Source organism: Sphingosinicella sp. (assembly GCF_041916975.1).
GTDB lineage: Bacteria > Pseudomonadota > Alphaproteobacteria > Sphingomonadales > Sphingomonadaceae > Sphingosinicella.
Window position 1 is genome coordinate 3,730,545 of the sequence record NZ_JAYRYK010000001.1, and the last position, 18,951, is coordinate 3,749,495.

Annotated in this window: 20 protein-coding genes; 9 read left to right on the forward strand and 11 right to left on the reverse strand. The window is 65.3% G+C overall.

From position 1 onward, the window contains the following. Positions 1–9: 9 nt before the first annotated feature. Genes ACE3TJ_RS17465 through ACE3TJ_RS17480 form a run of 4 tightly spaced genes read left to right on the forward strand, consistent with a single transcriptional unit; the run spans position 10 to position 3,023 of the window. Positions 10–783: a glucose 1-dehydrogenase gene (locus ACE3TJ_RS17465; RefSeq protein ID WP_374598462.1), complete on the forward strand. Its 774-nt coding sequence runs from the start codon at positions 10–12 to the stop codon at positions 781–783. Beyond that, positions 780–1,247, forward strand: a complete 468-nt coding sequence (locus tag ACE3TJ_RS17470; RefSeq protein ID WP_374598464.1) for a DUF3237 domain-containing protein — start codon at positions 780–782, stop codon at positions 1,245–1,247. The genes ACE3TJ_RS17465 and ACE3TJ_RS17470 overlap by 4 nt, the downstream gene beginning before the upstream one ends. 12 nt (positions 1,248–1,259) lie before the next feature. Further along, positions 1,260–2,033 (forward strand): isoprenylcysteine carboxylmethyltransferase family protein, encoded by a 774-nt coding sequence (locus tag ACE3TJ_RS17475; protein WP_374598466.1) that lies wholly within the window; start codon positions 1,260–1,262, stop codon positions 2,031–2,033. A 12-nt stretch (positions 2,034–2,045) separates the two neighbouring features. After that, on the forward strand, positions 2,046–3,023 hold the full coding sequence (locus ACE3TJ_RS17480; RefSeq protein ID WP_374598468.1) for an MDR family oxidoreductase: 978 nt from the start codon (positions 2,046–2,048) through the stop codon (positions 3,021–3,023). Here ACE3TJ_RS17480 and dmpG read toward each other — a convergent pair. From dmpG to ACE3TJ_RS17495, 3 genes are read right to left on the reverse strand one after another with little or no spacing between them, the layout of a single operon-like run. Beyond that, entirely contained in the window at positions 3,020–4,051 is a 1,032-nt protein-coding gene (dmpG, locus tag ACE3TJ_RS17485) for a 4-hydroxy-2-oxovalerate aldolase (protein ID WP_374598470.1), read from the reverse strand. The two genes, ACE3TJ_RS17480 and dmpG, sit on opposite strands and share 4 nt — an antisense overlap. Continuing rightward, complete coding sequence (locus ACE3TJ_RS17490) at positions 4,048–4,980, reverse strand: acetaldehyde dehydrogenase (acetylating) (protein WP_374598472.1); 933 nt, start codon at positions 4,978–4,980, stop codon at positions 4,048–4,050. Before ACE3TJ_RS17490 ends, dmpG begins: the two co-directional genes overlap by 4 nt. Then, positions 4,977–5,765, reverse strand: a complete 789-nt coding sequence (locus ACE3TJ_RS17495; RefSeq protein ID WP_374598474.1) for a 2-keto-4-pentenoate hydratase — start codon at positions 5,763–5,765, stop codon at positions 4,977–4,979. Before ACE3TJ_RS17495 ends, ACE3TJ_RS17490 begins: the two co-directional genes overlap by 4 nt. A gap of 109 nt (positions 5,766–5,874) precedes the next feature. On the opposite strand from ACE3TJ_RS17495, the gene ACE3TJ_RS17500 reads away from it, so the two are divergent. After that, entirely contained in the window at positions 5,875–6,633 is a 759-nt protein-coding gene (locus ACE3TJ_RS17500; protein WP_374598476.1) for an IclR family transcriptional regulator, read from the forward strand. Between the two features lie 6 nt (positions 6,634–6,639). Here the strand turns inward: ACE3TJ_RS17500 and ACE3TJ_RS17505 are convergent, their stop codons facing one another. Genes ACE3TJ_RS17505 through ACE3TJ_RS17540 form a run of 8 tightly spaced genes read right to left on the reverse strand, consistent with a single transcriptional unit; the run spans position 6,640 to position 12,796 of the window. Further along, on the reverse strand, positions 6,640–7,080 hold the full coding sequence (locus tag ACE3TJ_RS17505; RefSeq protein WP_374598478.1) for a MarR family winged helix-turn-helix transcriptional regulator: 441 nt from the start codon (positions 7,078–7,080) through the stop codon (positions 6,640–6,642). A 9-nt stretch (positions 7,081–7,089) separates the two neighbouring features. Further along, positions 7,090–7,770 carry a class II aldolase/adducin family protein gene (locus ACE3TJ_RS17510; protein WP_374598480.1) on the reverse strand — a complete coding sequence of 227 codons (681 nt, stop codon included), beginning with the start codon at positions 7,768–7,770 and terminating at the stop codon, positions 7,090–7,092. After that, the gene (locus ACE3TJ_RS17515; RefSeq protein ID WP_374598482.1) at positions 7,767–8,918 is read right to left on the reverse strand and encodes a PepSY-associated TM helix domain-containing protein; all 1,152 of its coding nucleotides are present in this window, start codon (positions 8,916–8,918) and stop codon (positions 7,767–7,769) included. The genes ACE3TJ_RS17510 and ACE3TJ_RS17515 overlap by 4 nt, the downstream gene beginning before the upstream one ends. Positions 8,919–8,920: 2 nt before the next feature. Beyond that, positions 8,921–9,109 (reverse strand): 4-oxalocrotonate tautomerase family protein, encoded by a 189-nt coding sequence (locus tag ACE3TJ_RS17520; RefSeq protein ID WP_374598484.1) that lies wholly within the window; start codon positions 9,107–9,109, stop codon positions 8,921–8,923. A gap of 4 nt (positions 9,110–9,113) precedes the next feature. Beyond that, entirely contained in the window at positions 9,114–9,884 is a 771-nt protein-coding gene (locus ACE3TJ_RS17525; protein ID WP_374598486.1) for a 2-keto-4-pentenoate hydratase, read from the reverse strand. After that, positions 9,884–10,678: a 2-keto-4-pentenoate hydratase gene (locus ACE3TJ_RS17530; RefSeq protein ID WP_374598488.1), complete on the reverse strand. Its 795-nt coding sequence runs from the start codon at positions 10,676–10,678 to the stop codon at positions 9,884–9,886. Before ACE3TJ_RS17530 ends, ACE3TJ_RS17525 begins: the two co-directional genes overlap by 1 nt. Next, positions 10,675–11,358 carry a hypothetical protein gene (locus ACE3TJ_RS17535; protein ID WP_374598490.1) on the reverse strand — a complete coding sequence of 228 codons (684 nt, stop codon included), beginning with the start codon at positions 11,356–11,358 and terminating at the stop codon, positions 10,675–10,677. Before ACE3TJ_RS17535 ends, ACE3TJ_RS17530 begins: the two co-directional genes overlap by 4 nt. Further along, the gene (locus ACE3TJ_RS17540) at positions 11,339–12,796 is read right to left on the reverse strand and encodes a 2-hydroxymuconic semialdehyde dehydrogenase (RefSeq protein WP_374598492.1); all 1,458 of its coding nucleotides are present in this window, start codon (positions 12,794–12,796) and stop codon (positions 11,339–11,341) included. Before ACE3TJ_RS17540 ends, ACE3TJ_RS17535 begins: the two co-directional genes overlap by 20 nt. Positions 12,797–13,043: 247 nt before the next feature. On the opposite strand from ACE3TJ_RS17540, the gene ACE3TJ_RS17545 reads away from it, so the two are divergent. The 4 genes from ACE3TJ_RS17545 (at position 13,044) to ACE3TJ_RS17560 (ending at position 18,921) form a co-directional block, all read left to right on the forward strand. Continuing rightward, the gene (locus ACE3TJ_RS17545; RefSeq protein ID WP_374598494.1) at positions 13,044–16,010 is read left to right on the forward strand and encodes a TonB-dependent receptor plug domain-containing protein; all 2,967 of its coding nucleotides are present in this window, start codon (positions 13,044–13,046) and stop codon (positions 16,008–16,010) included. Between the two features lie 93 nt (positions 16,011–16,103). After that, positions 16,104–16,847, forward strand: coding sequence for a GntR family transcriptional regulator (locus tag ACE3TJ_RS17550; RefSeq protein ID WP_374598496.1), 744 nt, complete (start codon positions 16,104–16,106; stop codon positions 16,845–16,847). Between the two features lie 83 nt (positions 16,848–16,930). After that, positions 16,931–17,551, forward strand: coding sequence for a ChuX/HutX family heme-like substrate-binding protein (locus ACE3TJ_RS17555; RefSeq protein WP_374598498.1), 621 nt, complete (start codon positions 16,931–16,933; stop codon positions 17,549–17,551). Between the two features lie 11 nt (positions 17,552–17,562). Continuing rightward, a complete protein-coding gene (locus ACE3TJ_RS17560) occupies positions 17,563–18,921 on the forward strand; it encodes an alpha/beta hydrolase (protein ID WP_374598500.1) in 1,359 nt (452 codons plus the stop codon). Positions 18,922–18,951 lie beyond the last annotated feature (30 nt).

Consider the following 18,951-nt stretch of genomic DNA (forward strand, 5'->3'; position numbering starts at 1 on the left):
GAGGCGATCATGCGGCGTTTCGAAGGCAAGGTCGTCGTCATCACCGGCGGGGCGCGGGGCATCGGCCTTGCCTCCGCCGAGCGGTTCGCGCGCGAGGGCGCGGTGGTCGTCATCACCGATGTGCTGAGCGGAGAAGTGGAGGCGCAGGCGGCGCGCCTTTCGGGCGAGGGCCTGGCCGTTGAGGCGGCCGTGCAGGATGTGACGCGCGAGGCGGACTGGGACCGGCTCGTCGCGGACGTGATCCATCGGCATGGCCGCCTCGATGTGCTGGTGAACAATGCCGGTATCGCGCGCATTGCTTCCGTGGAAGACACGACGCTCGCCGATTGGCGGCTGACCATGGCGGTGAACGTGGAGGGTGTATTCCTCGGCACCAAAGCCGCGATCGGCGCGATGAAGGAGAGGGGCGGGGCGATCGTGAACATCGCCTCCATCGCAGGTAATGTCGGCGAGCCCTTGCTTGCTGCCTACAACGCCTCGAAGGGGGCGGTGAAGCTGCTCACGCGCAATGCGGCGCTGCACTGTGCGCGGCACGGCTATCCGATCCGCGTCAATTCCATGCACCCCGGCTACACCGATACGCTGCTGGTGTCGGACGCTATCGGCACGATGGAAGCCGAGGCGGGGGCGGCGTTCGCGGCGGAGACGCTGGCGCGGATTCCCATCGGGCGGTTCGCGGTCCCTGACGAAATTGCGGCGCCGATCCTGTTTCTCGCGAGCGACGATGCGCGGTACATGACGGGAAGCGAACTCATCGTGGACGGAGGGTATACGGCGGCATGACCGAGCTTCGATACCGGCACCTTTATGACGCGGACATCGCGCTCACCGCGCCCATCACGATCGGCGCGACGCCGAACGGACAGCGCGCGATCTTCCCGGTAGGCGGTGGTACGATCAAAGGTGAGCGGCTGAACGGCCGATTCATTCCGCCCGGGGGTGACTGGGCACTCGTGCGCAGCGATGGGTCGATCGCGCTCGATGTGCGCGCCACGGTGGAAACCGATGACGGCGCGCTTGTCTATCTCACCTATACGGGGCGCATCGTTGCTGATCCGGCCCTGCTGCCTGCCGTGCTGGACGTGGCGGCGGCGGAGCCCGTCGATCCCTCGCGCTATTATTTCCGCACGCTCGTTCTCTTCGAAACCGGTAGCCCGGCTTATGCGTGGTTGAACGGTATCTGCGCGGTCGGGATCGGCAGCACGGGGAACGGCGGCGTGCAGTACCGCACCTACGAGATACTCTGACGGGAGGGCATCATGGCGACGACGGCAATCGGCGGAGCGGAGACGGAGCGCGAACCCGTTCCGGCGTGGGCGCGCTTCATGCTTTGGATTCATGCGAACCTAATCTTCGAGGCGAAGGGCAGCCCGCGCATCAAGGTCGCGACGGCGGTGAATCTGCACAAGATTTTCACCGTGTTCATCATCTTCGGGATGATGCGGGTGACGGACAATTTCAGCGACGCGGCCTGGGTCTATCTCGCACTGCACGGCTGCTACGGCTATTGCTGGCTGATCAAGGATCTGGGTTTCCGCGACCACCAGCTCGACCGCACGACGGCGTGGTGGGGCGCGGTGAACATGTATGTGATGCTGGTCGCGTGGTACTGGCTGATCCCGTGGCTGTTCCTCTCGCGGCATATCGATCCTTCGGGGCCGATGCTTGCCGCCGCGATTGCGCTCCATACGCTTGGCGTCGTTACGATGATCTCGGCGGACGGGCAGCGGCACTTTACGCTGAAGTATCGTTCGGGGCTTTTTACAGGCGGGCTTTATGCGTACACGCGCAACCCGAATTACCTCGGCGAGATCATGATCTATTCGGCCTATGCGCTGCTCGCGCAGCACTGGATCGCGTGGGCGATCGTGATTTACGCGACCGTCTCCACCTTCCTGCCGCGCATGTACCAGAAGGATCACGCGATCTCGCGTCATCCGGGCTGGGCAGAGTACAAGGCGAAGACGGGGCTTCTGATCCCGTGGGGCCTGCTGAACGGCCGTGCGCTCGCCGATCGCCTTCGGAAATCATAGGAGTTTCACCGCATGTTCAAGGCCATTGTTATCGACAAGACCGACGCCGGGCAGGCGGCGAGGATCGCGACGCTGGAAGATGGTGACTTGCCTCAGGGCAACGTGACCGTGCGCGTCGAATACTCGACGGTGAACTTCAAGGATGGGCTCGCCATCACCGGCGCGATCCCGCTCATCCAGAGCTTCCCGATGGTGCCGGGTATCGATTTCGCGGGCGTTGTGGAGGCGAGCGATCACCCGGACTGGAAAGCGGGCGACCGCGTGGTGCTGAACGGCTGGGGCGTCGGCGAGCGGCACTGGGGCGGGCTTGCGGGCAAGGCGCGGGTGAATGGCGACTGGCTCGTGCGCCTGCCGGATGCCTTCACGACGCGGCAGGCGATGGCAATCGGCACGGCGGGTTACGCGGCGATGCTCTGCGTGCTTCGGCTCGAAAAGCTGGGCGTGAAGCCGGGTGACGGCGACGTGATCGTGACGGGTGCGAGCGGCGGGGTCGGCAGTGTTGCGATCTCGGTGCTTTCGAAACTCGGCTACCGCGTTGTCGCTTCCACGGGACGGCCCGAAGGTGCGGACTATCTGAAGGCGCTTGGCGCGGCGGAAATCATCGACCGCAATACGCTCGCCGAACCCGGTGCGCCGATGCAGGCGGAGCGCTGGGCAGGGGCGATCGACACGGTGGGCAGCCATACGCTCGTCAACGTCTGCGCGCAGACGCGCTATGGCGGTATCGTTGCGGCGACGGGTCTTGCGCAGGGCATCGACCTGCCGGCGACGCTCTATCCGTTCATCCTGCGCAATGTGACGCTTTCGGGCGTCGACAGCGTCATGGCGCCGCGCGCGGATCGGGAGGAGGCGTGGAGTCGGCTGGCCCGCGACCTCGATCCCGCGAAGCTCGAAAGCATGATCCGCGAGATCGCGCTGGAGGACGTCATTCCCTCGGCGGGCGACATCCTCCAGGGCAAGGTGCGTGGGCGGATCGTCGTTACCGTTTAGGCCGCGCTTTCCTTGAGCATGTCGAGCGCGACGTCGACGATCATGTCTTCCTGACCGCCGACCATCTTGCGGCGGCCGAGTTCGACGAGGATCGCGCGCGTATCGAGGCCATACTCCGCCGCGGCTTTCTCGGCGTGGCGCAGGAAGCTCGAATAGACGCCTGCGTAGCCGAGCGTGAGCGTCTCGCGGTCGACGCGGACGGGGCGGTCCTGCAAGGGCCGGACGAGATCCTCCGCGGCATCCATCAGCGCGTAGAGATCGCAGCCGTGGTTCCAGCCGTGAACGTCGGCGGCGGCGATGAACACTTCGAGCGGGGCGTTGCCCGCGCCAGCGCCCATGCCCGCGAGGCTCGCATCGACACGCACCGCGCCGTTCTGGACGGCGACAATCGAGTTCGCGACGCCGAGCGACAGGTTGTGGTGGGCGTGGACGCCGCGCTGCGTTTCGGGCTTCAGCACGCGGTCGTAGGCCTGCAGGCGCGCGGCATACTGATCCATCGTCATCGCGCCGCCGCTGTCGGTGACGTAGACGCAGTGCGCGCCGTAGTCTTCCATCAGCTTCGCCTGTTTCGCTAGGGGCTCCGGCTCCGACATGTGGCTCATCATCAGGAAGCCCGAGACGTCCATGCCGAGGCCGCGCGCGTGTTCGATGTGCTGCTTCGAAACGTCCGCCTCGGTGCAATGCGTCGCGACGCGCACCGAGCGCACGCCGAGATCATAGGCGTGCTTGAGGTCGTGGATCGTGCCGATGCCGGGGAGGAGGAGCGTCGTCAGCACGCTGTGCTCGAGCACATCGGCGACGGCGGCGATCCAGTCCCAATCGGTGTGCGCGCCGAAGCCGTAGTTGAACGAGCCGCCGGAAAGCCCGTCGCCGTGGGCGACTTCGATGGCATCTACCTTCGCGCGATCGAGAACCTTCGCGATCGCCTTCACATGGTCGAGACCATATTGGTGACGGATGGCGTGCATCCCGTCGCGCAGCGTCACGTCCTGAATGTAGAGCTTGGTTTGGGTGGGGTCGAAGCTCATGCGGCGATCCTTTCCGCGATCTTCTCGGCGGTCTTCAATGCCGCGGAGGTCATGATGTCGAGATTGCCCGCGTAGGCGGGAAGGTAGTGGGCCGCGCCTTCCACTTCGAGGAACACGCTGACCTTGAGGCCGGTGAATTCGCCGTCCATCTCCGGGATCCGCAAAGGCCGGTTGGAGCCGATATGCTCGAACTGCACCTTCTGCTTCATGCGGTAGCCCGGCACGTACTTCTGCACCTCGGCGACCATCGCCTCGACGGAGGCTTCGATCGCTGCGGTGTCGCCGTCTTCGGCGAGGCAATAGACCGTATCGCGCATGATGAGCGGCGGTTCCGCGGGGTTCAGAATGATGATCGCCTTGCCGCGCGTCGCGCCGCCGACCTCGACGATGGCGCGGCTCGTGGTTTCGGTGAACTCGTCGATGTTCGCGCGCGTGCCGGGGCCTGCGGACTTGGAGGCGATCGACGCGACGATCTCGCCGTAATGCACCTTCGCCACGCGGTTCACGGCGTTCACGATCGGGATCGTCGCCTGACCGCCGCAGGTCACCATATTGACGTTGCGCTCGTCGAGGTTCGCGTCGCCGTTCACCGGCGGGATCGTGAAGGGACCGATCGCGGCGGGGGTGAGATCGATCACGCGCTTGCCGTGGGCTTGCAGGATCTCGTTGTGCTTCGCGTGCGCGCCTGCGGACGTGGCATCGAACACGATGGCGATGTCGGCGAACTCCGGCATGGCGACGAGACCGTCGATGCCGCCCGCAGTGATCGGCACGCCGAGACGCTCGGCGCGCTTCAACCCGTCCGATTCCGGATCGATGCCGACGAACGCGCCCATTTCCAGCGTATCCGACAGGCGCATCACCTTGATCATCAGGTCAGTGCCGATATTGCCCGAACCGATGATCGCGACCTTTACCTTCGCGCTCATGCGCCTTCCTTTCCGCAACTGAATGAGACGGTGCCGAGCCCGCCGATGGTGGCGCGCACGCTGTCGCCGGGCTGGATGGGGACCATAGGGCCGAGCGCGCCTGTGAGGATGATGTCGCCTGCGCGCAGCGGCTCGCCGCGTGCCGCGAGCGTCTGCGCGAGCCATGCGGCGGCGTTCAGCGGGTGGCCGAGGCAGGCGCAGCCTGCGCCCAATGAGACGAGCGCGCCGTTCACTTCGAGCGCCATGCCGCAGGTCCAGAGATCAAGACCGGCGAGGGGTTTGCGGGTTTCCGACAGCGCGAACATGGCCGAGGAGCCGTTGTCGGCGACCGTGTCGGCGAAGGTGATCTTCCAGTCGGCGATGCGGCTGTCGACGATCTCGATGGCGGCGGCGACCTCCGCGACGGCCGCTTCGACATCGGCGCGCGTGATATCCGGCCCGGCAAGATCGCTGCCGAGGATCAGGGCGACCTCCGCCTCGGCCTTGGGCTGGATCAGGCGCCCGGCCAGGATGACGCCGCCGTCGGCGACTTCCATGTCGTCGAACAGCACGCCGAAATCGGGCTGATCGACGCCCAGCTGCTGCTGCACGGCCTTCGCGGTCAATCCCACCTTGCGTCCGACGATGCGGCGGCCGGCGGCTTCCCAGAAGCGGGTGTTGATCGCCTGGACGGCATAGGCGCCGTCCACGTCGTTCGGCTCCAGCGCGTCGCGGAGCGGCGGGATCACCGATCCGGCGTAGGCATCGCGCAGCCGCGCGGCAGTGTTTTCCAAATCCCGGCCCAAGATCGGTTCTCCTGTTTTTCGCCGCTGTTTTTCGCCGCCGACCATAAGCGCAAGCAGCAGTTGCGCACAGCGAGCCAAAGGCTCTAGTTCTCATCAGGTGAAAAAGGGAATGCCATCCGTCGCTGCGCTTGAGCGGGGCCTTGCGCTGCTCGCGGCCGTCGCGCGCGATGGGGCGCGGCGATCCACGCTCGATATCGGGCAGGATCTCGGCCTGCCGATCGCCACCACGCACCGCCTCGCCACGACGCTCGCGAAGGGCGGCTATCTGCACAGGGTGCGGCGCGGCCATTTCGTGGCGGGTCCGGCGCTGCTCGCGGTCAGCGGTGCCGTCTCGGCGCATACCGCGGCTGCGGAGGCGGCGCGGCCCGTGCTTGCGAAGCTGGCACAGCGCACGGGGCTGACGGCGCATCTCGGGCGCCTTGAAAGCAACATGGTGACGTACCTGATCAAGGAAGGCGACGAGACAGGCCTGTTCACGCGCGAAGGCATTCAGCTGGAGGCGTATTGTTCGGGCATCGGCAAGGTTCTGCTCGCGCACCTGTCCGGGGAGGATCAGGCCGAATATCTCGCCAGCGCACCGTTCATCGCGCTGACACCCCGCACGATCACCGACCCGGACGCCTTGCGGCAGGCATTCGATCGCATCCGCGCGGAAGGCTATGCCGTGGATGACGAAGAGGTGGTTTCCGGCCTCACCTGCCTTGCCGTTCCGGTGCCTGCCGCGAGCGGCACGGTGACGTTCGCGATATCGCTCTCGGGCTCAGGAAACTGGCCGGCACGGCATACGCGTGTGCCGGTGCTCAGCCGCTTGCAGGAGACAGCGCTGGCGGCGGCGGAGGCGATGACGCCGTTCGCCGCGCTGCTGTAGGGCCGCTCAGCCGAGGCCCGCGAGCTTGCGCGCGTAGCGAATGAAGGTTGCGCGTTCTTCAGCATCGAGCGGTGCGAGGATCTGCTCCTGCACCTGCTTCACGCCCGCTTCCATGTCGTGCAGCAGGGCGAGGCCCTGCGGCGAGATTTCAAGCTCGTAGGCGCGTGCGTCGCGTTCGGAGCGGCGCTGATCGACGAGGCCTTTCGAGACGAGGCGCGTGATGATGCCGCCGAGCGTGTTGCGATCGGTGCCGGTGATGTCCGCAAGCTCCTGCACGCTCGTGCCGGGCTCGCGCAGCAGCGTGATGAGCAGCGCGGTCTGCTGCCGCGTGAGGCCGAAAGGCGCCATGGTTTCGTTGAAGAGTTCGTGCGAACGCTGGTGGCAGCGGCGAAGAAGATGACCAGCGGAAAAGGCGAGATCGAAATCGGCGAATGGTTTTTTTGCCATGCGCCGCTTTTAGGAACGATATTCGGGATCGTCCACCGTCAGATAATCCCACATGCGTTCGCGGATCGCACCGGCCCACGTGGCGCGCGCGGCGCAGGCGGCGGCATCGGGCGTGGGGGCGCCGGAGAGCCCGGCGGCGCGCCCGGCAAGATCGACGCGCGCCATATCTTCCAGATACCAGGTGAGCACGACGGCTTCTTCGATGGAGCCGCCCGCGACCACTGCGCCATTGCCGCGCATCAGGATGGCGCGGCCGCCGCCGAGTTGGTCCGCGAGCTGCGCGGCTGCCTCGTCCGACCGCAGGAGCTGGATATCGTTCCAGAGCTCGGGCGCGGGATGGAAATAGGTGCCGAAGCCGTGGCGCGGCACGGGCACGGCACTGTGCGCGGCGAGCGTCATCACATGCGGCGGCATCGAGCGGACGATACCGGAGACATCGGGTCGCCGCCGGTAGATCTCGCGGTGGATGCGGACCTCGCCGAGCACGTTTTCCGGCAGCGGCGCATCGATGCGGAGCAGATGGCACGGTGCGCCGGGCGGCACGAGGCCGAGCGGCATCGACGGCGAGACGAGGAAATGATCGGCATCGACGCGAAGCGAGCAGTGCCCATAGGCGTGCACGAACCCGGCGCGCGCAACGGCGCGGCCCGCGATGCGCAGCCGCCGTTCGGCTTCCGCCTGTGCCGTCATGCCTTCGCGCCCCGCTTCATGCGGCGCGCGCGTTCCTGCATCCAGATCAACAGGCCCGTGACCGACAGCAGCGTTAGCACGATGCCCGAGGCGAAGATGATGACGGTCCAGACCAGCGGGCCGTGGCCGAAATGGATGGCTTCCATGACCGTGGTGACGCGCTCGGCACGACCGGGAGCCGGCTCTTCGCGAACCGTTGCGCTGCCGTTCGTGTCGTTCACGAGAACGGTGGCGGGGCCGCCCGGCGTGCGGAGGCTGACCGCCCAGACCGGATTCGTTTCGCTCGGCGTGAATACGGTGATGACCGGTCCGGCGCCCGGGAGGGCTCCCGCTGCCTGGTGGACAGCGGCTTCGATCGAAAGTGCGGTACGGGCCATCGGCGCAGAGGCGGGCGGGCCTTCCGTGGGCGCGCGTGCGGCTTCGGCGCTCGGCTCGACAAGCTGGCCGAAGAGACGCGGAAGCGCGATCCACGTGCCGGTCGCTGCCTCAAGGATGATGACGACGGCAAGCACGGCGCCGGTCTGGCGATGCAGGTTCATGCTCTTTGAATACTGTTTCCGCCACGCGAGTGCACGAACGAGATTGCGGCGGCCGGGCCACCACAACCACACACCGACCACAGAGGTGAAAAGCAGGATCACGCCGGAGAGTGCAACGGCCTCGCGTCCCAGCGTTTTGAGCAGCAGGTGACCGTGGATCGCGTGCATGGCCCAAATGAAGCCGCCCGCGCCTTCGTTCCTGTCGAGTACGGCGCCGGTTTCGGGGTGCAGCCAGACCTGCACGCGGCTGGGCGGCCCCAGCCCCGCGGCGGGCGGGCCGTTGACGTCGCCGGCAACCAGAATTGTGCCGCTTTCGGTGATACGAAGGCCGCTGATGCGGTCGCCTTCGGGAAGCGCGGCGCGTGCCTTTTCAAGGAAGGTCTCGGTCGGCACGAAACCGGACGCGTCGACGGTCGTGTAGCGGCCGGGGTTCACCATCGCATCGAACGTGTCGGGCCAGACCAGAACCGAGCCGGTGATGCCGAACGCCGCCATCACGACGAGCAGGGCAAGGCCGATCCAGCGATGCAGCTTCAGCCAGAACAGACGGACGCGCGCCTTGCGGCTGAGCACAGGGCCGGAGCGGGCGGGGGCTGCGACGGTTGCCATGATCAGGCCACCGGCGCCTTGGATGCGCCCGCCGTGAACCAATGCTGCGGTGCTACGTCGTTGATGAGCACGCGAACCTGCGTCGGCTGTACGCCGAGATGCTCCACGGCGGCGTCTGTAACGGCGCGCGCGAAATCGCTTTTCGCTTCCTGCGAACGGCCTTCGAGGATGTTCACCTGAACGATGGGCATGGTGCTACTCCGTGACCGAGAAACCGGTGAAGCCGAGGTTTTGCACCTCGAGCGAGACATGAAGCCCGGCGCGGAGTGCACTCGCGGCGGTCGCGCCGCCCGCGAGCACGATGGAGCCGGCTTCGAGTTCGAGGCCGCGCTCGTCGGCAAGGCGCGCGGCGGCGGCGAGCGAGCGGGCAGGGTGGCCGAGGATGGCGGCGCTCGATCCGATCGCTTCGGCGCGGCCGTCGAAGCTCATGACCATGCCGAGATTGTCGAGATCGCTGTCCGGGCGGCACCATGCGCCGACGACGAACGCCGACGAGGAGCTGTTGTCGGCGACGACGTCGCTGAGCGAGAACTTGAATGCTTCGTAGCGCGAGTCGATGATTTCAAGCGCGGGGGCAACGGCTTCCACGGCATCCATTGCCTGCAGCGGCGTCAGCTTGCCGCGAATGGAGCGTTTCAGCAGGAAGGCGATCTCCGGTTCGACGCGGGGGTGCACGAAATCCGCCATGCGGATGCTGCCGCCGTCCTCCACGAGCATCGCGTCGGTGAGACGGCCGCAGATCATGTCGGAAACACCCATCTGCACCATCTTGGCGCGGCTGGTGAAACCCATCTTCATGCCGACGATGCGCTCGCCGCGCTGCAGGCGGGCGGCGATGCTCGCCTGCTGGATGCGGTAGGCGGCGTCGAGATCGAAGGCCTCGCTGCCGATGAATTGCGGCACGGCGGTTGCGGTGCGCGCGGCGTTGTCGAGGAACAGCCCGATGCGCTGGGTGTCGACGCTCATCATGCCTTCTCCCCGAAATGTGCGGTGACGGTGCCGAGGCCGTTGATGCGCGCGGTGTAGCTCGCGCCCGGCGTTACCGGGATCATCGGGCCGAGCGCGCCCGACAGCACGACATCGCCCGCCTTCAGGGGGCTGCCGAGCGCGGCCATGCGGCGTGCGAGCCAGAGCGCGGCATTGAGCGGATTGCCGAGGCACGCCGCGCCGCAGCCGACCGACACGGGCTCGCCCTTCAGTTCCATCGACATGCCGCAGAGGCGAAGATCGAGGTCGCCGATCTTCGCAGGCGAACCGCCGAGCACGTAGGCGCCGCTGGAGGCGTTGTCGGCGATGGTGTCGAGAATGGAAATCTTCCAGTCGGCGATGCGGCTGTCGACGATCTCGATGGCCGGAAGCGCGAAGGCGATGGCCGGAATGAGCTTGCCGAGCGTGATCTCGGCATCGTCGAGGTCGCGGTCCAGCACGAACGCGATCTCCGCCTCGACACGCGGCTGCAGGAAGCGCGCGAGCGGGATGATCTCGTGATCGGCGATCTCCATGTCGGCGAAGAGCATCCCGTAGTCGGGCTGATCAACGCCGAGCTGTGTCTGCACCGCCTTGGAGGTGAGGCCGATCTTGCGCCCGACGAGCGTGCGCGCACCGGCGATGGCGCGGCGGGTGAGTTCGGACTGGACGGCATAAGCGCCATCGATGCCGAGCGCGGCGATGCCGTCCTTCACGGGGGCGCAAGGCGTGCCGGATGCGGCGGCTGCGGACAGGGCGTCCGCCGCGGCGATAACGGGATTGCTGCTGTTCACGGTTTCACTCCTGCATCGGCGACAACGGCGGCGACGCCTTCCTTGTCGACGATTTCCCAAGCGCGGATGTAGGTCGGTTCTTCGCGCGAGGCATAATAATCGCGCAGCTTCGCGAGCTGCTCGGTGCGGCCGGTCTTTTCCAGAACGTAGCGTTCGAACGCGACGACGTGGATGTGCGCGCGGATCGAGAAGGGCACGTCCGCGTATTTGGCGAAGATCGGCGACTTGTGTTCGATCGCCTGCGCGTAGTGATGCATCAGCTCGTGGAAGGCGAGCAGGCCGAAATCGTGCACGTAATATTCGGTGTTCGACGCGAGGAAATCGTTCATGCGGATGATGAGCGGAAACGCCATCGAATCCGGCGCGCAGACCGAAAGCGTTGCCTGGATTTCCGCATAGGGATAGGGGCGGCCCGTCGCTTCGAGCGCGAGACGCATGTATTCCTTGCCGGTCTTTTCCCAGTGCGCTTCGAATTCCGCCTTGCGTGCGAGCAGCTCCTTGACGTCGGCCGGATTCACATCGCGATGAATCCATTCCTTGCAGACGCGGTCGAAGATCGTGCCGTGCGGACCGGGGTAGATGAAATCCACCTTCGGTTGCGGCATTTCCGCAGCGGCGGCGGGCGCAGCTGCGAGCAGGCAGGCCGCGGCTGTGATGGCCCTAAAGATGGATGCAGACATTGCGCTGCTCGGTATAGAAATCGAGGCCGTGGAGGCCGCCTTCGCGCCCGATGCCAGACTTTTTGGAGCCGCCGAACGCCGCGCGCAGATCACGCAGGAACCAGCTGTTGATCCAGAGCGTGCCAACCTCGATGCGTGCCGCGAGACGGTGCGCGCGCGAAAGGTCGCGCGTCCAGAGCGATGCGGCGAGGCCATAGGGGCCGGCGTTCGCAAGCGCGACGGCTTCGTCCTCGGTGTCGAACGGCGCGATGTGACAGCAGGGGCCGAAGATCTCTTCCTGGATCACGGCCGAGCTTTCGGGAAGCCCGGTCCAGATCGTCGGTTCGATCCAGCTTCCGCCGGCGAGCTTGCCGGGCATGTCGGGAATGCCGCCGCCGGTGACGATCGTTGCACCCTCGGCCTTCGCTTTGGCGTAATAAGAGAGCACCTTCTGACGGTGGACTTCCGAGATCAGTGGGCCGAAATTGCTCGCCTTGTCCCACGGGTCGCCGGGCTTCAGCGTCTTCACCTGCGCGGCGAGCTTTTCGACGAACGTGTCGAACAACGGGCGCTCCACATAGATGCGCTCGGTGCCGAGGCAGACCTGACCACAATTGAGAAACGCCGAGCGCATCGTGCCCGCGATCGCGCGGTCGAGGTCGCAGTCCGCGAAGACGACCGCGGCGTTCTTGCCGCCAAGCTCGAAGGAGACCGGGCGAATACCCTCTGCCGCAGCCTTCATGATCGCCGTGCCCGTCACCGTTTCGCCGGTGAAGGTGATGCCGTCGATATCGGGGTGGCTGGTCAGGAATTCACCGGTAGAGCCCGCGCCGAAGCCGTTGACGACGTTGAAGACGCCCTTGGGAATGCCGACCTCGTTCATCACTTCGCCGAGCAGCGTGGCGGTGGCCGGGGTTTCTTCCGAAGGCTTCACGACCACGGTGTTGCCGCAGGCGAGCGCGGGTGCGACTTTCCAGGTCATCAGCAACAGCGGCAGGTTCCACGGGCAGACCACCGCGATCACGCCGCGCGGTGTGCGCAGGGTGTAATTGAGTGCGCCGGCGCCGTCCGGCGTGGGGGCGGGGAAGGCCTCGCCCATCGCCATCGGCGCGGTATCGGCGAAAAAGCTGAAATTGGCGGCACCGCGCGGGATATCGAGGTGCGAAGCCATGTCCGCAGGCTTGCCCGTATCGAGCACTTCCGCGCGGAGGAACTCTTCGGAGCGCTCGGCGATACGGTTCGCGAGCTTGCGGAGAATGGCGCCGCGCTCCGCCGCCGAGAATCGCACCCATGGGCCGGAGAGTGCGGCGCGCGCGGCGGCAACGGCGCGGTCCACCTGGTCGCGGCCGGCTTCGTACGTTATGTAAGCTACCTCGCCGGTAACGGGATTGACGACGTCGAAGCGGCTGATGCCCGCATCCTCGTAGGCGCCGTCGATGAACTGTCCCAATGATTTCATGATGTTTCTCGAAGCCTGTCCGTGCATTCGCGTTCCTTGCGGCACGCGGGAGCCATTACGGCTTCGCGGCGCTATCGTGCTTCGAGATGCCTGAGGGTTTTCGAAATATCAAGCGTGATTCTGGTTATTAAGTGCCAATAACGCCAAAAATTTAGAAAATTAGTTTGGCGACCGAAAGAATGCGACGTAGACATTGCAATGGGAATTTGATGCGCCGCGAAGCGGTCGCCCACTAGGGGGTTGAGAGATGAAGATTCAAGTTCGCGCTATGGCCTGTGCAACTGTCTCGCTGGCGGCGATGCTGGCGGCCGCGCCCGCATGGTCGCAGGAGACGGCGTCCATAGAGGACGAGCTGATCGTCGTGACCGGCACCAACATTCGTGGCGCCGAAGTGATCGGCAGTGCCGTGCAATCGCTTACCGCCGAAGATCTCGCGAAGACCGGCAAGGCGACGATCGCCGAGCTGATGCGCGAGCTTCCCGTGAACTTCGCTGGCGGCGCCGCCAAATCGGACGGCAACCGCGGCGGTCAGGATACCAGCTCGGGCGGCTCGAACATGACCGGCGGCTCGGGCGTCAACCTGCGCGGCCTTGGCGCGCTGTCGACGCTGGTGCTCGTGAACGGTCGCCGCGTCGCGGTGTCGGGGCAGTTCGGTGACTATGTCGATATCTCGAACATTCCCGTTGCCGCGATCGAGCGTATCGAAATCCTGCAGGACGGCGCCTCCGCCGTTTACGGATCGGACGCTGTCGGCGGTGTCGTCAACATCATCCTGAAGCGCAAGGTCGACGGGCTTCACGCCGTGGGCCGCATCGGCACCGCCACGGAAGGCGGCGGCTTCGAATATCAGGGCAGCCTCGTCTGGGGCACGGGCTGGGACAGCGGCAACGTCGTCCTCGGCTATGAATACAACAAGCAGGAAAACGTGCTTGCCTCGCAGCGCAATTTCAACGGCGGCGACTTCTCCGATCGCGGCGGCGTCAACTGGCCGCGGTACACCAGCCGCGCGGGTACGGCTGCGAACATCTTCACCGCCGGCGCCTCTTCGAACAGTCCGGTTGCGTATACCGTTCCGGTGGGCCCGGGCACGGGTCTGACGGTCGGCTCGCTGACCCCCGCAACGGGCGGCTTCGGCAACAGCTACGACCCGTGGGAGTCGTTCGACATCCTGCCCGAAATGCAGCGGCACAGCCTGTTCATGTCGTTCGACCAGCAGATCGGCGACCGGCTCGAAGTTTACGGCGACGCTCGCTACACGCACCGCAAGGGCAGCTACAACACCGGCTACGGCGTCAGCTACAACAGCCTTCCCGCAACCAATCCGAACTACATCACGGGCGTGTCGAACAACTTCGGCGTCGTGATCGACGACCTGTCGCTTCACCGTGACGTCGCGGTAAAGAGCCTCGCGCTCGAAGGTGGGGTTCGCTACGAGATGTTCGGCGACTGGATCGCCGATGCGACTGTCTCCTACAGCCGCGAGAAGCAGTTCCGGCAAAGCCAGGCACTGCGCGATTCGAACGTGATGGAGTATCTGCCGAGCGGCGCGTTTGCGCCCAGCTCGCTCGTCTGCTCGCTGATGGGACTCAATTCGTCCAATATCGGTGCAATTGCGGTGCCGACGCAGGCGCAAACCTATTGCGCCGGTCTCAACTATGAAACGTTCAATCCTTATTCGTCGGAGCCGCTTTCGGCGGCAGTGCTCAATCAGCTGATCGGCTACGAGGATCTGACGTTCAAGTCCGACGTGATCCAGACGACGCTGAAGGCGGACGGTACGCTCATCGATCTGCCGGGCGGGCCGCTACGGCTTGCGGGCGGCGTCGATTACCGCGAGGAAAAGATCAACGGCGTCCTCGATTTCAATTACCGCAGCATCAATCCGCACGTCGTGCCTTATGGCACCACGAAGCAGAAGATCTTCTCGATGTTCGGCGAGGTTTCGCTGCCGATCTTCGGCGAGGAGAATGCGGTTCCCGGCATTCGGGCGCTCGAATTCTCGGCCGCGGTTCGGCACGAAAGCTCGAAGGGCCTGAAGGACTTCAAGACGACCGATCCCAAGTTTGGATTCCGCTATGCGCCGGTCGAGGGCTTCAACATCCGCGGCAGCTGGGGCACGTCGTTCCACGCCCCGCCGATGCGTTTCCAGTATGACGGCCCGCAGCCGGTCGGCGGCGGCAATGCGATCTTCTATGGCAACGGGCTCTATTTCGCGCCGTGCAATACGACGCTTGTCGAGCTGAATGGTTTCTCGGGAACGCCGGGCTCGGCGACGGGCAATTGCTCGTTCACCGGCATGGTCGTTTCCGGCGGTGCCGGTCCGACGCTGAAGCCCGAGACCGCCACGACATGGACGCTTGGCCTCGATATTGCGCCGCCGCCGATCCCCGGCCTGCGCATCGGCGTGAATTATTTCAACATCAAGATCGAAAACCGACTGGTGCGCATCACCGGTGGTACGCTGAGCGGCATTCTGGCGAACTATTTCGCCACGGGTACCAGCCCTTATATCAACAACCTGATCTTCAACCCGGATGATGCGCTCGTTCAGTCGCTGATGGACGATCCGCGCTTCATCGGTCTTTCCGGCGCAGGCCCGACCCGCACCGCAAGCCAGATCCAGGGTATCATCTACGCGACGCAGACCAACCTCGCGAACCTGAAGATGCAGGGCTTCGATCTTTCGCTCAACTACGCGTTCGACGCGGGATCGCTGGGCGAATTCGAACTCTTCGGCAACGGCACGCTGATCACCGGCTACGAGATCGAAGGCGTTCCCGGTGCCGGCTATGTCGACAAGCTGGGGCTTTACGAAAGCACCGGCAACCCGGTCGAGTTCAAGTCGCGTCAGGGTATCGCCTGGTCGAAGGGGGCGTTCAACGCGGTTCTTTCGGCGAACTATACGAGCGGTTACGAGTGCGTCTCCGGCTGCTACGTGCCGTCGGCGACGGGTGCCCCCATCACCAACACCTCGCCGGTCAAGATCGACTCCTGGCTGACCTTCGATCTGCAGCTGGGCGTCGACCTCACCGGCCTTGGCGGTGCCTTCCGTGATGCCGGGCTCACCTTCAACGCGCTCAACGTGTTCAACCAGGACCCGCCGTTCATCGATACCGGCCGTGTCGTGGTGAACAACGCGGCCGAGCCCTATGATCAGGCGAACGCCACGATCATCGGGCGCACGGTGTCGCTGACGCTGCGCAAGCGCTTCTAGGCAGGGCAGGCGGGGACCGGTGCAGCCTGTATCGGTCCCCGTTCTTCACAGGGGTGGTTTCCAACGGCGTGCCGTTCATTCTAGAATGCGTCGATGACCGAAGACCCTGACAGCAACGAAGACGTAGCGGTCGCCAAGACGATCGCCAATCATACGTACCAGCAGCTCCGCCGCGATATCGTGTCGGGTGTGCTCGCGCCCGGCACCAAGCTGCGCATGGACATGCTGATCAAGCGCTACGGCGTTGGCATGAGCCCGCTGCGCGAGGCGCTCGTGAAGCTCACCGGCGACGCGCTGGTGCACGCGGAAGGGCAGCGGGGCTTCTGGGTTTCGCCGATCTCGATCGAAGAGCTCGACGACACCATGGCCATCCGCACGCTTATCGAGACCGAAGCGGTGGTTCGCTCCATCGAGAACGGCGGCCCGGAGTGGGAAGAGCGTGTTCGACAGGCCTATGAGACGCTGTCGTCGCTGGAGGAACGGCTTTCCGAGAATGACGAAGGCGTGCTCGCCCAGTGGGAGCGCGCCAATGCGCAGTTCCACGAGGCGCTCGTTTCGGCGTGCGGATCGGCGTGGCTCGTGCGTCTGCGCCGGACGCTGCACCAGCATTCGGAGCGTTACCGGGCGATTTCGCTCGCGAACCGTCCGGCTGGGCGCGATGTTCACGACGAACATGAAGCCATCGCGGAGGCAGCACTCAGCCGCAAGTCGCTGCGCGCCAGCCGCCTGATCGAGGTTCACCTGCAGCGGACGGCCGATGCGGTGCGGGAAGCCATGCGCGCGCGCGCGGAGGAAACCGCGCCGCCCAAAGGCAAAAGGCGGCAACCCGCGCGCTGAAAGACGCTTTTGACGAGACCGATATTGGCTTTTGAGGATATAAAGCAACGTATACGTTGTAATGGGATGGAGGGGTATTCACTATGATAACGACCGCGCTCATCGCGCTTGCCACTGCGACGGCCGCTCCGCAGGCGACGTGTGCCACGCCCGAACAGGCCGCCGCCGTGCGCAGCTTTTATACCGCGCTGCCCAGCGCGCCGCCGCTCGTCGCGCGGCGGCACATGAACCTCGCCGAGGAAGTCGTCTCTTCGGGTTTGCCCGCGGAGTATGCGACGGGCGTTTCAGGCGCACACTTCAAGGCGGTGTGGGATTCGGTGGCCGAATGGCCCGTGGCGTTCTTCATCATGGACCAGAAGGGCTGGATCATGAAGTTCGAGGGGCCGGTGCCCGCGCTGCTCGGCAACAAGCGGAACGATGCCTTCACCGACGTGAAAGCGCCGGGCGCGAATGGGCTTATCAGCCATATCCGGCCCGACCTCGTTACCTCGATCCACGCTGTGGAGCTTCCGGGCGGCAAGGGGCGCGACGGCAAGACGCGCGAGGGTATGACGCGTGCGGTGATCTTCTACGATGCCTCGCAGGAATCGGTGTTCGGCCTGTATGCGAGCCTTGCCGGGGAGGACCTCAACAAGGCGGCGATCCCGGTGTTCGAGAAGACGATGGCGCTGATGCGCGCGCTGCCGCAGGTGTGCGGGCGCTAAAGGGGATGACGATGAAACCGCTTCTGCTCGGCCTCTGCCTCGCCGCCACGCTTTCTGCTTCGCCTGTCTCGGCGCAGGGCATTCCCGTGCCGGAGGCCTGGGACTATGTGCGGATGACGCCCGAAGAGCGCAGCGCGCTTCGCGACAGGGTGGATGCCCTGCCGCCCGAACTCAAGGAAGAGCACAACACCGCGCTTTCGAAGCAGGTCAACACGCTTCCCACGTGGCTTTACGAGGCGCTCAGCAACGAACTCGTTGCGCGGCATCATTGCACGACCGGCAGCTACAACGGCCCGATGCCCAAGCCGCCGGTGCCCGATGCGTGGGGCTATGTGAAGCGTGTGCCGCACCAGCGCTATCATTACCGCCTGCGCGCGCGGGGACTGCCCGCCGCCGAAAAGGCGGTTTACGACGCCAAGATGGCGGAGGAGATGGCGAAGCTTCCGGCGTGGCTGCAGGCCGCGCTGCAGGAAGAGGCCGTGCGGTACGATGCCTATCTCGGCCTTGATCCCTGCAAACGGCCCGGCATCGGCGCCTTTTACAGCGATGCGCCAAAGGCGGTTTCGACGCCGCAATCGGTGCAGTGGGATCTGACATCCTCCAAGGGCCAGACCTACCGCATCATGATTGCGCCACCGCTCACGCCGCCGCCGGCGGGTGGCTACCCGGTTGTCTACGTGCTCGACGGCAACGCCAATTTCGGGACGGTTTCGGATGCGCTGCGCCTGCAGGGGCGGCGACCGGAACGGACCGGGGTTTCGGCGGCACTCGTCGTCGGCATCGGCTATCCGATCGACGGGCCGTTCGACGAGAAGCGGCGCGGCTACGATTATGTCGTGCGTTCGCCGGGCGCGAATTCGCCCAAGCATGGCGAAGGCGGACAGCTCGAGCCCGATAGCGGCGGCGGGGCGGCGGATTTCCTCTCGTTTATCGAAACCGAGCTGAAACCGGCGGTCGAAAAAGCTTATGCGGTGGACCGGACGCGGCAGACGCTGCTCGGCCATTCGTTCGGTGGGTTCTTCACGCTCTACACGCTGTTCAACCGTCCGCAGGCGTTCCAGAACTATCTGGCGTTCAGCCCGTCGGTCTGGTGGAACAACCGCTCGCTTTTTGAAGACGAGCGGCGATTCATTGCCGCGCGCAAGGCGGGCGATCCGCCTGTCAGCGTGTTCGTTGCCACGGGCGGCCTCGAAGAAACGAAGCGGATACCGATGGTGACGGACAGCCGCGAGGTCGTCTCGCGCCTGAAGGCCGCAACGGGCGTGAACACGGATATCTACATTGCCGAAGGCGAGGACCACGGCTCGATCGTGCCGACCGCACTCAGCCGCGCGCTGCGTGCGCGGATCGGAGATGGCTTCAAGAAGTAGGGAAGGGCGCTATTCGGCGCGGCGGAAGCA

Excerpts from the sequence above, each read along its gene's own strand:
- ACE3TJ_RS17475 (WP_374598466.1), top strand. The coding sequence starts at position 1,260 with ATGGCGACGACGGCAATCGGCGGAGCGGAGACGGAGCGCGAACCCGTT.
- ACE3TJ_RS17525 (WP_374598486.1), bottom strand. The coding sequence starts at position 9,884 with ATGAGCGTCGACACCCAGCGCATCGGGCTGTTCCTCGACAACGCCGCG.
- ACE3TJ_RS17505 (WP_374598478.1), bottom strand. The coding sequence starts at position 7,080 with ATGGCAAAAAAACCATTCGCCGATTTCGATCTCGCCTTTTCCGCTGGT.
- ACE3TJ_RS17550 (WP_374598496.1), top strand. The coding sequence starts at position 16,104 with ATGACCGAAGACCCTGACAGCAACGAAGACGTAGCGGTCGCCAAGACG.
- ACE3TJ_RS17480 (WP_374598468.1), top strand. The coding sequence starts at position 2,046 with ATGTTCAAGGCCATTGTTATCGACAAGACCGACGCCGGGCAGGCGGCG.
- ACE3TJ_RS17515 (WP_374598482.1), bottom strand. The coding sequence starts at position 8,918 with ATGGCAACCGTCGCAGCCCCCGCCCGCTCCGGCCCTGTGCTCAGCCGC.
- ACE3TJ_RS17510 (WP_374598480.1), bottom strand. The coding sequence starts at position 7,770 with ATGACGGCACAGGCGGAAGCCGAACGGCGGCTGCGCATCGCGGGCCGC.
- ACE3TJ_RS17465 (WP_374598462.1), top strand. The coding sequence starts at position 10 with ATGCGGCGTTTCGAAGGCAAGGTCGTCGTCATCACCGGCGGGGCGCGG.
- ACE3TJ_RS17535 (WP_374598490.1), bottom strand. The coding sequence starts at position 11,358 with ATGTCTGCATCCATCTTTAGGGCCATCACAGCCGCGGCCTGCCTGCTC.
- ACE3TJ_RS17540 (WP_374598492.1), bottom strand. The coding sequence starts at position 12,796 with ATGAAATCATTGGGACAGTTCATCGACGGCGCCTACGAGGATGCGGGC.
- ACE3TJ_RS17470 (WP_374598464.1), top strand. The coding sequence starts at position 780 with ATGACCGAGCTTCGATACCGGCACCTTTATGACGCGGACATCGCGCTC.
- ACE3TJ_RS17545 (WP_374598494.1), top strand. The coding sequence starts at position 13,044 with ATGAAGATTCAAGTTCGCGCTATGGCCTGTGCAACTGTCTCGCTGGCG.
- ACE3TJ_RS17520 (WP_374598484.1), bottom strand. The coding sequence starts at position 9,109 with ATGCCCATCGTTCAGGTGAACATCCTCGAAGGCCGTTCGCAGGAAGCG.
- ACE3TJ_RS17490 (WP_374598472.1), bottom strand. The coding sequence starts at position 4,980 with ATGAGCGCGAAGGTAAAGGTCGCGATCATCGGTTCGGGCAATATCGGC.
- ACE3TJ_RS17500 (WP_374598476.1), top strand. The coding sequence starts at position 5,875 with ATGCCATCCGTCGCTGCGCTTGAGCGGGGCCTTGCGCTGCTCGCGGCC.
- dmpG (WP_374598470.1), bottom strand. The coding sequence starts at position 4,051 with ATGAGCTTCGACCCCACCCAAACCAAGCTCTACATTCAGGACGTGACG.
- ACE3TJ_RS17555 (WP_374598498.1), top strand. The coding sequence starts at position 16,931 with ATGATAACGACCGCGCTCATCGCGCTTGCCACTGCGACGGCCGCTCCG.
- ACE3TJ_RS17560 (WP_374598500.1), top strand. The coding sequence starts at position 17,563 with ATGAAACCGCTTCTGCTCGGCCTCTGCCTCGCCGCCACGCTTTCTGCT.